Raw genomic sequence first — 13,086 nt, 5'->3', positions numbered from 1 at the left:
TCGTGTTATTGACCGGCTTGTTTCATCAGCATCGGGAAGGCTTCGGCACCGTAGTTGCCGGAGCAGTCCGCAGCGCTGGTCGCACCCGGCTTGCAGTTCACCTGCGGGAGTTCATAGCTGCTGCCATCGGCACAGACGGCCTGGCCCGCGCTGTTGATCGACAACTGCCCCTGGTTCATCGCGGCGGAAACCGGCGCCTGGCAGCTCACGCCGTCGGAGCGACGGACCGTGGCCTGGCCCTGGCCATCCTTGAAGTCGTACTTCAGGCGCAGCGGCTTGCCGGTGCCCACTTCCTGGATGCCGGCGCCTGCCCAGTCGCCGTTGAGGAAGTCGGCCTTGCCGTTGGCCGCGTCCGGCGGAATGCTCAGCAGGTTCTGCGCGTTGGCCGTCGGCTGCCGGTCGTCCGGCAGCTTCGGCGGTGCCGGGGTGGGTTGTGGCTCCGGCTCCGGCTCCGGCTGTGGTTCGGGAGCGGGAGCTGGCTCGGGTTCCGGTGGCTGGGGCGTGTTGGTGTTGTCCGGCTCTTTCTGGTCGGGCGGTGTGTCGTTGGTTGCCTGGCCCGAATCGGGGCCGGGCAGCACTTGCCCGTCCTGCGGGGAGCCAACGCTGCCGGTGTCTGCGGAGCCGTTGCCGGTGCCGCTGCCGTGAGTGCCCGGGCCAGTGTCGGTCTGGTCTGGCAGGTGCAGCGTGTCGCCGTTCTTGTTCGGGTCGATGTTGCCGCGGGTCTGGCCATTCCCGTCGTCGACGGGCGGAATCACAGCTGGCGCGCAACTGCGCAGGCCGAACAGCAACAACAGGAGCAACAGTAGAAGCAGGGGAAGCAGCCACCACCAGCGCCGCCACCATGGGGTGGTCGCTACGACGGGAGCAGGTGGCGGTGCCAGCGGGGCGACTGGCGGAACGGGTGCTGCGGGCGCGACAGGTGCCGGCGTGACCGCTTCAGCGGCCTTGGCCACCTTCGGATACAGGCAGTGCAGCGGCTCGCGGGCGCGCTCGGCACCGGCATGGATGAAGCCCCAGAAGGTCAGGACCGGGCGGCCGTCGACCAGGTAGACGAAGTTTTCATCGGGGAACGGAATCACGCAGGTCAGCAGTTTGCCGAATACCGTAGTGTCGCCCTGGGCGTTGTTGCGCGACCCGGCCAGCGGCTGACCCTGGGCATCCACGCCGAGCAGGGTGTTGCTCAGGTCGTTGATGCGGGTCTTGAGCACTTCCAGCTGGGCACGGGCGGGTGCCCGCTCTTCCTCGGTGGCGCTGGCCCACGGGATAACGTCGCCTGGGCGTTCGCTGTACCAATCGAGGGTGCTGCCTCGTTCGTCACTCTGGGGAATGGCCAGGTGCTCGACCAGTTCCGGGTACTCCGGATACTTGCGTCGAATCGCCTCGCGAATCTGCAACGCCGCACGATAGACGGGTTGGCCAGTCTCGCCCAATGCGGTGAAGTCTTCACTTCTCCCGCTACGTAGCAATACTCCATGCATCCTTGAAGACCTACTTAGTCTTTAATCCGATTCCATCCGGTATCCTGATTTCAATACCGAAAAACCGAGCAACACTAATGGCAAAATGATTTCTGCGTCAATTCGTGACAGACCAATTCGTTCGAATTGACGTCAAAAAGCCGTGGTTGCGAATGAGCGGCCGCAGTGCTTCTAGTACAGGCTTTAGCGCACCGTCACCCCGAAATTGCTCGGCGCGCCGACGAAGTTGCCAGGTTGTGCGGTATTGCAAGGGGCCGATGCAGAGTCGGCCCCTTTTTGCCGTAAACCAGGCGTTAGCAAACCTCTTCGTAAGGCAGCCCGACATAGTTCTCGGCAATGTTCACCAGCCCGGCATGGGAGTTGAGGAAATACTCGCGGTCGGCCTCCTGCATCTTGCGGTCCCAGGCGTCCTTGTGGCCGTCGAAGTCGTGCAGCAGGTTGGTCATGAACCAGCTGAAGCGCTCGCCTTTCCACACCCGGCGCAGGGCCAGCTCGGAGTATTTCTCCAGCAGGTCGGTGCGGCCTTCGCGGTAGACCTTGACCAGGATGCGGTACAGGTAGCAGACGTCCGAGGCCGCCAGGTTCAGGCCCTTGGCGCCGGTGGGCGGGACGATATGGGCGGCGTCGCCGACCAGGAACAGCTTGCCGTACTGCATCGGCTCGACCACGAAACTGCGCAGCGGCGCGATGCTCTTCTCCAGCGAAGGGCCGGTGACCAGGCGCGCGGCCACGTCTTCCGGCAGGCGTGACTTCAGCTCCTCCCAGAAACGCGCATCGCTCCAGTCCTCGACCTTGTCGCTCAGCGGCACTTGCAGATAGTAGCGGCTGCGGGTCAGCGAGCGCTGGCTGCACAGGGAGAAGCCGCGCTCGTGCTGGGCGTAGATCAGTTCTTCGTTGACCGGCGGGGTATCGGACAGCAGGCCGAGCCAGCCGAACGGGTAGACCCGCTCGTACTCGGTCAGCACGCCTTCGGGAATGGTCTTGCGCGACACGCCGTGGTAACCGTCGCAGCCGGCGATGTAGTCGCAGTCGATGCGCTGGCGCTCGCCGTCTTTCTCGAAGGTGACATAGGGGCGCTCGCCCTCGACCTCGTGCAGTTGCACGTCGCTGGCGGCGTAGATGATCGGCGCGCCATTGGCGCTGCGGGCGTCCATCAGGTCGCGGGTGACTTCGGTCTGGCCGTAGACCATCACGCTCTTGCCGCCGGTCAGTTCGGTCAGGTGGATCGGCACCCGCTTGCCATCGAACACCAGCTCCACGCCTTCGTGGACCAGGCCTTCGGCGTCCATGCGTTCGCTCACCCCGGCTTCGCGGAGCATGTCGACGGTGCCCTGTTCCAGCACGCCGGCGCGGATGCGGCCGAGCACGTAGTCCGGGGTCTGGCGTTCGATGATGATGTTGTCGATGCCGGCCTTGTGCAGCAGTTGGCCGAGCAGCAGGCCGGACGGACCTGCGCCGATAATGGCAACCTGAGTCTTCATTGTTCTTGTCTCGTATCTGGACGTTTTTAGGTCTGCGCGCTCCTGTATTTTTTGCTGGTATGGCTTGGAAATGAAGGTGATTTGTCGCCGGTGAATTGTACTTTTGCAAAATCTGTCCGATTATCGATCACCTTTTTATGGGCGACGCGGGCCCTGTGGGAGCCAATGACTCGATGAAAACAAATCCTTCAGCCGTCCCCGTCTTCAAGCTCTACGGCGAAAGCCACGCCTGGCCGACCCCGGACCTGCTGCATTGCGAGTCCATCCCCAAGCGCAGCAGCCTGTACCACTGGGAGATCAAGCCGCACCGGCATGCCGACCTGTTCCAGTTGCTCTATGTGCAACACGGCCAGGCGACGGTGGAAGTGGAAGGGCGGCGCAGCAGGATCGTCGAGCCCTCGATCCAGGTCACTCCACCGTTGTGCGTGCACGGCTTCCAGTTTTCCGAAGATATCGAGGGCTACGTGCTGAGCCTGGGCGCGCCGCTGGTGGCGCAACTGGAGGCGCAACTCGGCGCGCCGCTGGCGGTGCTGGCATCGACCGGGTGTTATGCGCTGGGCGAGGACCGTGCGCTCGTCGACACCCTGTTCGCGACCCTGCTGAAGGAATACGAAGGCAGCGCTGCCTCCCGCGACCTGGTGCTGGGCTCGCTGGTCAATGTGCTGATGGTGTGGATCACCCGCACGCGCCAGCAGAGTCGGACGGCGAGCGGTCGCGATGAGCGCAACCGGCAATTCCTCGGCGGCTTCATCAAGCTGGTGGAAAAGCACTACCGCGAGCACCTCACGGTGGAAACCTTCGCCCACCGCCTGGGCATGTCCGCCGTGCACCTGAACAACCTCTGCCGCCAGCTGGCCGGGCAGACCGCCCTGCAGATCATCCACCAGCGCCTGCTGCTGGAGGCGCGACGCAACCTTGTCTACACCAACATGACCGTGGCCCAGGTCTCGGACAACCTCGGCTTTGCCGATCCCGCCTACTTTTCCCGGTTCTTCCGACGCTTGAGCGGACAGTCGCCGAACGGCTTTCGTCGCAACCCCGGTAACGACTTGTAGCACTCCTCCCGGGCTCACCCCAACCTGCGTTTCGCCCAGCAAATTCAAGGCCGCATCAGCGCTTTCCGGCTGCATTGGCGGCGGTGAATTGCTTTGTTGCCATTTCCAAATTTCCCTTCCTTAGCCCGTAAGTAGAATGCCCGCCGCTTGTGGGACAGCCCGGAAATCCACGGTCCGGTGATGGCGATCTGTCACCTGTCGCCGCCATGAGCTGGTTCCACATCACCTCGCTTGAGGGCGGCCTTGCGCCACCTCTCCGGCAAGACATTCACGCCCGCGCCGGAACAGGAAACGGTCAATGGAAAGCACAGCAGTACCCGCGTCGCTGCGCGCCCGACTCCAGCGTGGATTGCTGGAGGTCACAGTCGACGATGCCGTGGTGGCACCGTCCGAGCTGTTCGGTTTCGCCGAACGGCGCAACCCCAAGCGCGCGTTTCTCTTCGTCTCGAAGGTACTGGGACGGCACATCCCGGTACGGCCTTCGGTGATGGCCGCCAGCTTTGAACGCCTGGCTGCCGGGATCCCCGCCGACCTGCCCGGCCCGGTGCTGGTGATCGGCATGGCCGAGACCGCCGTCGGCCTCGGCGCCGGTGTGCATCGTGCCTACAGCGCCACCCGCCCGGACAGCCTGTACCTGGTCAGCACCCGTCACCCGCTGGGCTGCCCGCTGTTCGCCCGCTTCGAAGAAGAGCACAGCCACGCCAGTTCCCACCTGCTGCACCTGCCGGTCGACCCCGAGCTGCGCGAGCAGATGCTGCAGGCGCGCTCGCTGGTGCTGGTCGACGACGAAGCCTCCACCGGCAAGACCTTCATCAACCTGCATTGCGCCCTGGTCGAGGCTGGCCTCAGCCAGCTCGAACGAGTGGTGACCTGTGTCCTCACCGACTGGTCCGCCGATGCGGTGTGCAAGCGCCTCGGCGACACGGCCACGGCGGTATCGTTGCTGCGCGGTGCCTATCGCTTCGACGAGGACCTGGCTGCGCCCCTTCCCGACATGCCCGATGTCGGTGCCGTGTCCATTGGCGAGTGGCCGTTGCTCGCCAGCAACGACTGGGGCCGCCTGGCTACCCGGCGGGTGGACGACACGCTGGCGGCGGACCTTCAGGTCAGGCCGGGCGAGAAGATCATCGTGCTCGGTACCGGCGAGTTCGTCTGGCGCCCCTTCCTCCTCGCCGAACGGCTGGAGCGGGCCGGCGCGGACGTGCACTTCAGCGCCACCACGCGCTCGCCCATTGCCCTCGGCCACTCCATCGACCATGCCTTGTCGTTCTCCGACAACTACGGGCTGGGCATTCCCAACTTCCTCTACAACGTCAGGCCCGGCCAGTTCGACCGCGTGCTGATCTGCAGCGAAACCCCCGCCCAGGCCCTGCCTCGCGAACTGGTGGAGGTGCTGGGTGCGGAGATCATCGTCGATGGCGAGTAACCGTCCCCTGGTATTCGTCGATCTGGACGACACCCTGTTCCAGACCGCCCGGAAAATGCCGGCGGACACGTCGCGCATCCCGGCGACGCTGGATGTCAACGGACAGCCCAACGGCTACATGAGTCCGACCCAGCAGGCACTGGTCGACTGGCTGCTGGGCACGGCCGACGTAGTGCCGGTGACTGCCCGCAGTGTCGAAGCCTACAGCCGCGTGCGGATTCCCTTCGTCCACGGTGCCATCTGCTCCCACGGTGGCGTGATGCTCGCTGCCGACGGCGCCCTCGATCCCGCCTGGCACGCCCGCATGAGCCGCGTGCTTGGAGACTTTCACCGGCGCCTGCCAGCGTTGAGCGAGACCACTTTGGGCATCGGCGCGGCGCTCGGCTACTCCCTGCGTGGCTGGGTGGTGGAGGAAGAGGGGCTGCGGCATTACGTGGTCACCAAGCACAACGAATCCACCGACGCGGTGCTGACCGAGGTCCTCGCCGAGGTGCGTGCCCGTGGCCTGCTGGACGGCATGCATGTCCACGGCAATGGCAACAACCTGGCGTTCCTGCCCGAGGGGCTGACCAAGCGCCTGGCCGTGGAGGAATGGCTGCGCCGCGACCGTGAGATGAATGGCGAGCGCCCGGTGCTGGGCTTCGGCGACAGTCTCACCGACCTCGGCTTCATGGACCTCTGCCATCTGTGGGCAACGCCCGCGCGCAGCCAGCTGGCGCAGCGCGTGAAGGAGTTGCTCGATGACTAGCTGGCTGAATGTCGCGAGCGAGGTCGGCAGCGGCAGCTATGCCAACGATGACGTGCAGTTCCTCCTGCGTCCCGTGCAGATCGAGGTCACCGGCATCGCGGAAAAGGAACGCCTGATCCAGACCCGGCAAAAGCACTACTCCGAGATGATCAGCCAGGAGCATGCGCCGAGCGACACGCACAAGGCCCTGTATGCCCGCGCGCTGTCGCAGAATGGCGCGCGCATGGCCGCCGATGTCGCGGCCCTGGCTGCCGCCCTGGACCGCGAATGTCACGGACCGGACATCGCCCTGGTGTCCTTCGTCCGGGCCGGATTGCCCTTCGGCGTCTTGCTGCGCCGGGCGCTGGTCGAAGCGGGACGGCAGGCGCATCACTATGGCGTCAGCATCATCCGTGATCGAGGCATCGACCGCGTGGCGCTCGACGCGATCATCGAGCGGCACGGCGCCGCCAACATCGTGTTCGTCGACGGCTGGACCGGCAAGGGCGCCATCTCCGGCGAGCTGCGGCGGACCTTGCAGGACGATCCGCGCTTCGCCGCGGAACCGCGCCTGGTGGTGCTCGCCGATCCTTGCGGGCGGGCCTGGCTGGCAGCCTCCGCCGAGGACTGGGTGATTCCCTCGGGGATCCTCGGTGCCACCGTTTCCGGGCTGGTGTCGCGCTCGATCTGGCCAGCCGACGGCGGCCTGCATGGCTGCGTGGTGTATGACCATCTGCGCGAGCACGACGTGACCCGCGACTTCATCGAACACATCGAAAGCGCCCGCGCGACACTCGCCGACATCGCGCCGGCCAGCCCCTGGAGCACCGCGCAGAAACGAGACTTGCAGACCGCCGCCGATGCCGTGGTGGCTGAACTGGCGGCCCGCTTCGGTATCGACAACCCGAACCGCATCAAACCGGGTATCGCCGAAGCGACCCGCGCCGTGTTGCGCCGCGTGCCCGACCACGTGCTGGTGCGCGACCGAAACGACAGCGACGTGCGCCTGCTGCTGCACCTCACCGAGCGTGCCGGCGTGGCGGTGGAGGAAGTTGGCGCGGCGCTGGGGCCGTACCGCGCGGCCACCCTCATCCGGAGCGCCAGGGCATGAAGGTCATTTCTCCGTTTGCCCTGGGGGCGACCCTGTACATGCCGGCGACCCGGGACGACATCCTGGAGATCGTCCTCGGCCAGAAAATCCCCGAATTGCGTTCGCTGGTCGTATGCCTCGAAGACGCGGTGGCGGCTATCGATGTCGACCAGGCGTTGGACAACCTGGGCGGTTTGCTGACCGCGATCGATCGTCTGGGTGGGCGCTGCGACCAGGGCCCACTGCTGTTCGTGCGGCCACGCAATGCGCACATGGCTGCGCGGCTCAACGACTGGGCGCTGATGAAACATGTCGATGGTTTCGTGGTGCCCAAGCTGACCCTCGACTCCCTGGGCGCCTGGGAGCGTGCGGTCGGCAATCCTCAGTTGTACCTGATGCCCACCCTGGAAACCGCCGAGGTCTACGACCCGGGCGCCATGGTCGAACTGGGCCAGGCGCTGAAGGCCAGCCTCGACCGGCGCATCCTCGCCCTGCGCATCGGCGGCAACGACCTGATGGGCTGCCTCGGATTGCGCCGCAACCCGGCGACCACCCTGTACAGCACGCCTATGAGCTATGTGATTGCGATGCTCGCCGGGGTCATGGGCTCCCAGGGCTTTGCCCTGGCCGCACCCGTGTTCGAGCAACTGGCGACGCCGCACCTGCTGTGCGAGGAGCTGGAACTGGACATCGCCCATGGCCTGGTGGGCAAGACCGCCATCCACCCGAGCCAGATCGGCCTGATCCACGAAGCGCTGCGGGTCAACCTGGATGACCTGAACAGCGCCCGGCTGATCGTCAACGACGTCGCCCCCGCCGTGTTCCGCCACAACGACGCCATGCACGAACCGGCGACCCACTACAAATGGGCGCTGGGCATTCTCGAACGGGCCAAGTGGCATGGGGTGAAGCCCACCGACCCCAGCAACGCCGAGCACAACGTGCGCCTGGCCGAGGTGCACGGATGAGCACTGCTGATGGCTGCACAAGACCCGCACTGGCGACATTTTCATCCCGCGTGGCGGCGATCCCGCGCGCGGTTCCACAAGGCAGGCAAGTCGGCAGGCACGCAACCCCCGGCTTCCTGTTCGACGACCCACAAGGAGCGTAAAAATGGCACTCACCCTGAGCAAGAACCAGAGCATCTCGCTGGAAAAGACCGCAGGCAGCGGCCTCACCTCAGTCAGCCTCGGACTGGGCTGGGACCCGGTGAAATCAAGCGGTTTCATGTCCAGGATGTTCGGTGGCGGCAACGATGCGATCGATCTGGATGCGTCCTGCATCCTCCTCGACGGCAGCTTCGAGCCAGTGGACCTGGTGTGGTTCCGCCAATTGCAGTCCCGCGAGGGCTCCATCAAGCATTTTGGTGACAACCTGACCGGCGAAGGTGAGGGTGACGACGAAACCATCGAGGTCGACCTGCAACGCGTGCCGGCGTTGGTCCAGCACCTGGTGTTCACCGTCAACAGCTTCCGCGGACAGAAGTTCGACCAGGTCGAAAACGCCTACTGCCGCATTCTCGATGATTCTAAAAACCAGGAGCTGGCCCGCTTCAACCTGGCCGAGAAAGGCAGCCACACCGGTGTGGTCATGGCCAGCCTGAGCCGTCGCGGCAGCGACTGGGACTTCAAGGCCATCGGCCAGGCCACCAACGGCAGCACCGCCAACGACCTGGTCAGCCTGGCCATCCAGGCGGTGCGCCCGTGACCATGCTGACCCCGGGCGGCAACGCTCCGGTAGCGACTGGCCAACTGCGGGTGGATATCAGCTACAGCCCGATTCCGGGTGCCGACCTGGACATCTCCGCCTTCGCCCTCGCCAGCTCCGGCAAGGTGCGCGGCGATGGCGACATGTGCTTCTACAGCCAGACCGACATTCTCGGCGGTGCCGTGCAGTTGTCGAGCAGCACCGCAGGGCGCGTCGGGTTCACCCTGGACCTGGGCCGCGTCGATCCCGCAGTGGAAAAGATCGCCCTGACCGCAACCATCCATGAGAACAAGGCCACCTTCGACCGCGTGTCGACCTTGGCCCTTTCTGTCACCGGCGGCATCGAGGCGCAGATTGCCACTCGAGGCATGAACGAAACCGCACTGATCCTCGGCGAGTTCTACCTGCGCCAGGGCGCCTGGAAATTCCGCTGCGTCGGCCAGGGCTTCGCCGGTGGCCTGGAGCCTCTGGCCAGGCACTTCGGCGTCGATATCGCGGCACCAGCGCCGAGTTCGGTCCCAGCGCCCGCTCCGGCGCCGCAGTCAACCATCAGCCTGAGCAAGGTCACCCTCGACAAGACCCGCTCCAGCATCAGCCTGGAGAAGAGCGCGGCCGGCTTTGGCGAGATCCGCGTCAACCTGAACTGGAACCAGGGCAGCAGCGGTAGCAGCGGAATGTTCGGCGGGCTGTTCGGCAAGCGCAACGCCATCGACCTCGATCTCGGCTGCCTGTTCGAACTGCAGGACGGCTACAAGGGCGTGGTCCAGGCGCTGGGCCGGTCCTTCGGCGACCTGAACCAGGAACCCTACATCCAGCTGATGGGTGACGACCGTACCGGCTCGGTGGCCGGCGGCGAGTGGCTGCACATCAACGGACGGCAGTGGAGCGAGATCAAACGCATCCTCATCTTCGCCTACATCTACGACGGTGCCCCCAACTGGGCGGCCACCGATGGCGTGGTGACGATTTTCGTCCCCGGACAACCGGACATCGAAGTGCGGATGAACGAGGAAGGTGGTCGTCAGGGCATGTGTGCGATCGCGCTGCTGGAAAACATCGGCGGCGCCGCGAAAGTCTCGCGTCGGGTCGACTTCCACAACGGCCATCAGCAACTGGACCAGGCCTATGGCTGGGGCATGCGCTGGAAAGCCGGCTCCAAGTAACGATGACCGGGCGCGGCCGTGGCCCCGCCCATAGAGGGGAAACACATGCTCGAGTGGCTGAAAACCAACGCGGTGAAAGCCCGTGAAACCTTGACGACCGAGGTCGGCAAATTCAAGAACCGGACTTTCATGGAGGCGCTGGCCAATGGATGCGCGCTGATCTCCGCCGCCGATGGCGAGATCAAGTCCGAGGAGAGGATGAAGATGGCCGGCTTCATCAATAGCTCGGCGGAATTGAAGGTCTTCAACCTGGATGACGTGATCAAGGTGTTCAACGACGCCTGCGGCAAGTTCGAGTTCGATTTCCAGATCGGCCAGGCAGAAGCCCTGAAGGCGATCAGCAAGATCAAGGGCAAGGATGGCGAAGCGCGCCTGCTGGTGCGGGTGGTGTGCGCGGTCGGTGCGTCCGATGGCGATTTCGCCGCGAAGGAAAAGTCGGTAGCCCGCCTGATCTGCCTGGAGCTGGGGCTGAACCCGGCTGACTTCGAACTCTGAGGAACTGAATCGTGGAAGCAACCCAACTTGGATTCCCACCGCTGACCATGGCGGTCTTTGTCGGCATCGCGCTGGGCGCGCTGCTGCTGGACATGGTCACCCACCGCGGCGACAAGCCGATCAGCCTGGCCGGCGCTTCGATCTGGTCGGTGTTCTGGGTCGCCATCTCCCTGGCCTTCGCCGGCTTCCTGTACGTCCAGCACGGCCCGGACGTGGCCAGCCTGTTCGTCACCGGCTACGCCCTGGAAAAGGTCCTGAGCGTCGACAACCTGTTCGTCTTCATGGCGATCTTCGCCTGGTTCAAGGTGCCGGACGGCCTGCGTCACCGCGTGCTGTACTGGGGCATCATCGGCGCTATCGTGTTCCGCGGCGTGTTCGTGGCGATCGGTACCGGCCTGCTGGCCTTCGGCCCCTGGGTCGAGATCGTCTTCGCTGTGATCGTGGCCTGGACCGCCGTCATGATGCTGCGCAGCGGCGGCGATGACGAGGAAGAAGAGGACTACTCAAAGCATATCGCCTACCGCTTCGCCAAAAAGCTCTTCCCGGTCTGGCCGAAACTCCATGGCCACAACTTCTTCGTCCGCCGCCAGGTCCTCGAAGTTGAAGTGCAGAAACCGGAAAACCAGGGCCTCAGCCTGGCTGCCAAGGGCGGCCTGTTCGCCACGCCGCTGTTCCTCTGCCTGGTGGTGGTGGAAGTCTCGGACGTGCTGTTCGCCTTCGACTCGGTACCGGCGGTCATCGCCGTCAGCCGCGAACCGCTGATCGTCTACTCGGCCATGCTGTTCGCCATCCTCGGCCTGCGCACCCTGTACTTCGTCCTCGAAGCGCTCAAGCGCTACCTGGTGCACCTGGAAAAGGCCGTCATCGTCCTGCTGTTCTTCATCGCCGGCAAGCTGGCGCTCAACGCAACCGACCACCTGTTCCATCACGGTATCGGCATCGACCCGAACACCAGCCTGCTCATCGTCATGGTCGTTCTGGTGGTGGGCATCCTCGCCAGCGTCGTCTTCCCGGAGAAGGAAGAGGCGTCGGCTGAAAATCGGTAATCAGTAGCAATCACAAGGAGCTGCACTCATGGCACTGACTCTTCAAAAAGGCGGCAACCTGTCCCTGTCGAAAACCGACCCGAGCCTGACCAGGATCCTGGTTGGCCTGGGCTGGGACCCGCGCGCCACCCATGGCACCGAGTTCGACCTGGACGCCAGCGCCTTTCTGCTGGGCGCCAACGGCAGGGTCCGTGGCGAAGCCGACTTTATCTTCTACAACCAGCTGAAAAGTGCCGATGGCTCCGTCGAGCACACCGGTGACAACCGCACTGGCGCCGGCGCTGGCGACGACGAAGTGGTCAAGGTCGACCTCAGCCGCGTACCGGCCGATGTCGACAGGATCGCCTTCACCGTGACCATCCACGACGCCGAGGCGCGCAGGCAGAACTTCGGCCAGGTCGGCAACGCCTTCATCCGCATCGTCAACGAAGTGACTGGCGCCGAAGTGGTGCGCTACGACCTGGCCGAAGACGCCTCGACCGAGACCGCGATGATCTTCGCCGAGCTGTACCGCAACAACGGCGAGTGGAAGTTCCGCGCCGTTGGCCAGGGCTATGCCGGTGGCCTGCGCGCCCTGGCCAATGGCTATGGCATGAACTTCTGATCCACGCCCACTCCTCAAACCTCAAGGAATCACACAAATGGCAGTTTCTCTCTCCAAGGGCGGCAACGTCTCCCTGTCCAAAGAGGCCCCGGGCCTTTCCGAAATCATCGTCGGCCTGGGCTGGGACCCGCGGGTCACCGACGGCACCGAGTTCGACCTCGATGCCTCGGTCTTCGTCACCGGTGAAAGCGGCAAGGTGCTCAACGACGCCAGCTTCATCTTCTACAACAACAAGAAGTCCGCCGATGGCTCGATCGAGCACCTGGGCGACAACCGTTCCGGCCAGGGCGAGGGCGATGACGAGCAAGTCAACGTCAAGCTGACCGGCCTGGGCGCCGACGTGAGGAAGCTGGTCTTCGCCGTCACCATCCACGACGCCGAGGGGCGCAAGCAGTCGTTCGGCCAGGTGTCCAACGCCTACATCCGTGTGCTGAACAAGGCGGACGGCAAGGAAATCGCCCGTTACGACCTGTCCGAAGACGCCTCCACCGAAACCGCGATGATCTTTGGCGAGCTGTACCGTCACAACGACGAGTTCAAGTTCAAGGCCATCGGCCAGGGCTTTGCCGGCGGCCTCAAGCCACTGGCTGAAGCCCACGGTGTGAGCATCGGCTAAGGCTGCGCGTTACACGGAATCCGGTGCCGGTCCGCGGCACCGGATTTTTTTGCCCGGGCATGAAAACACCACGCTGGACTTCGCCGCGAGGCAGGGCGCCGCGGTGGAACTGAGCATGGATGGCCCGCATGTGTTCAAGGGCGAACCGCTGGAGGCCAGCGGTAGCAAGCGCTACGTCTGAACTGGTCGAGTTCCAGG

Annotated in this window: 14 protein-coding genes; 12 read left to right on the top strand and 2 right to left on the bottom strand. The window is 64.7% G+C overall.

Features of this window, described 5'->3' with window-relative positions:
• Positions 1 to 5 precede the first annotated feature (5 nt).
• Positions 6 to 1,478 (bottom strand): SrfA family protein, encoded by a 1,473-nt coding sequence (locus ACODSK_RS00180; protein WP_489012989.1) that lies wholly within the window; start codon positions 1,476 to 1,478, stop codon positions 6 to 8.
• Between the two features lie 293 nt (positions 1,479 to 1,771).
• Entirely contained in the window at positions 1,772 to 2,959 is a 1,188-nt protein-coding gene (gene pobA / locus ACODSK_RS00175) for a 4-hydroxybenzoate 3-monooxygenase (protein WP_489012987.1), read from the bottom strand.
• A 173-nt stretch (positions 2,960 to 3,132) separates the two neighbouring features.
• On the opposite strand from pobA, the gene ACODSK_RS00170 reads away from it, so the two are divergent.
• From ACODSK_RS00170 to ACODSK_RS00115, 12 genes are all read left to right on the top strand, one after another.
• Positions 3,133 to 4,014 carry a helix-turn-helix domain-containing protein gene (locus ACODSK_RS00170; protein ID WP_489012986.1) on the top strand — a complete coding sequence of 294 codons (882 nt, stop codon included), beginning with the start codon at positions 3,133 to 3,135 and terminating at the stop codon, positions 4,012 to 4,014.
• Between the two features lie 298 nt (positions 4,015 to 4,312).
• Entirely contained in the window at positions 4,313 to 5,440 is a 1,128-nt protein-coding gene (locus ACODSK_RS00165; RefSeq protein ID WP_489012984.1) for a phosphoribosyltransferase domain-containing protein, read from the top strand.
• Positions 5,430 to 6,188 carry an HAD family hydrolase gene (locus tag ACODSK_RS00160; protein WP_489012983.1) on the top strand — a complete coding sequence of 253 codons (759 nt, stop codon included), beginning with the start codon at positions 5,430 to 5,432 and terminating at the stop codon, positions 6,186 to 6,188. The genes ACODSK_RS00165 and ACODSK_RS00160 overlap by 11 nt, the downstream gene beginning before the upstream one ends.
• Positions 6,181 to 7,278, top strand: a complete 1,098-nt coding sequence (locus ACODSK_RS00155) for a cysteine protease StiP family protein (RefSeq protein WP_489012982.1) — start codon at positions 6,181 to 6,183, stop codon at positions 7,276 to 7,278. Before ACODSK_RS00160 ends, ACODSK_RS00155 begins: the two co-directional genes overlap by 8 nt.
• A complete protein-coding gene (locus tag ACODSK_RS00150) occupies positions 7,275 to 8,225 on the top strand; it encodes an HpcH/HpaI aldolase/citrate lyase family protein (protein ID WP_489012981.1) in 951 nt (316 codons plus the stop codon). The genes ACODSK_RS00155 and ACODSK_RS00150 overlap by 4 nt, the downstream gene beginning before the upstream one ends.
• Positions 8,226 to 8,370: 145 nt before the next feature.
• Positions 8,371 to 8,964: a TerD family protein gene (locus ACODSK_RS00145; protein ID WP_489012980.1), complete on the top strand. Its 594-nt coding sequence runs from the start codon at positions 8,371 to 8,373 to the stop codon at positions 8,962 to 8,964.
• Positions 8,961 to 10,127 carry a TerD family protein gene (locus ACODSK_RS00140; protein ID WP_489012979.1) on the top strand — a complete coding sequence of 389 codons (1,167 nt, stop codon included), beginning with the start codon at positions 8,961 to 8,963 and terminating at the stop codon, positions 10,125 to 10,127. Before ACODSK_RS00145 ends, ACODSK_RS00140 begins: the two co-directional genes overlap by 4 nt.
• 45 nt (positions 10,128 to 10,172) lie before the next feature.
• Positions 10,173 to 10,622, top strand: a complete 450-nt coding sequence (locus tag ACODSK_RS00135; RefSeq protein ID WP_489012978.1) for a tellurite resistance TerB family protein — start codon at positions 10,173 to 10,175, stop codon at positions 10,620 to 10,622.
• Positions 10,623 to 10,633: 11 nt separating this feature from the next.
• Complete coding sequence (locus ACODSK_RS00130) at positions 10,634 to 11,668, top strand: TerC/Alx family metal homeostasis membrane protein (protein WP_489012977.1); 1,035 nt, start codon at positions 10,634 to 10,636, stop codon at positions 11,666 to 11,668.
• 28 nt (positions 11,669 to 11,696) lie between these two features.
• The gene (locus tag ACODSK_RS00125) at positions 11,697 to 12,272 is read left to right on the top strand and encodes a TerD family protein (RefSeq protein WP_489012976.1); all 576 of its coding nucleotides are present in this window, start codon (positions 11,697 to 11,699) and stop codon (positions 12,270 to 12,272) included.
• 37 nt (positions 12,273 to 12,309) lie between these two features.
• The gene (locus ACODSK_RS00120) at positions 12,310 to 12,888 is read left to right on the top strand and encodes a TerD family protein (protein ID WP_489012975.1); all 579 of its coding nucleotides are present in this window, start codon (positions 12,310 to 12,312) and stop codon (positions 12,886 to 12,888) included.
• Between the two features lie 49 nt (positions 12,889 to 12,937).
• On the top strand, positions 12,938 to 13,069 hold the full coding sequence (locus ACODSK_RS00115) for a hypothetical protein (protein WP_489012973.1): 132 nt from the start codon (positions 12,938 to 12,940) through the stop codon (positions 13,067 to 13,069).
• Positions 13,070 to 13,086: the final 17 nt, after the last annotated feature.

This window comes from Pseudomonas sp. FG98 (assembly GCF_057808595.1).
This window is presented reverse-complemented; position numbering and strand designations above follow the sequence as displayed.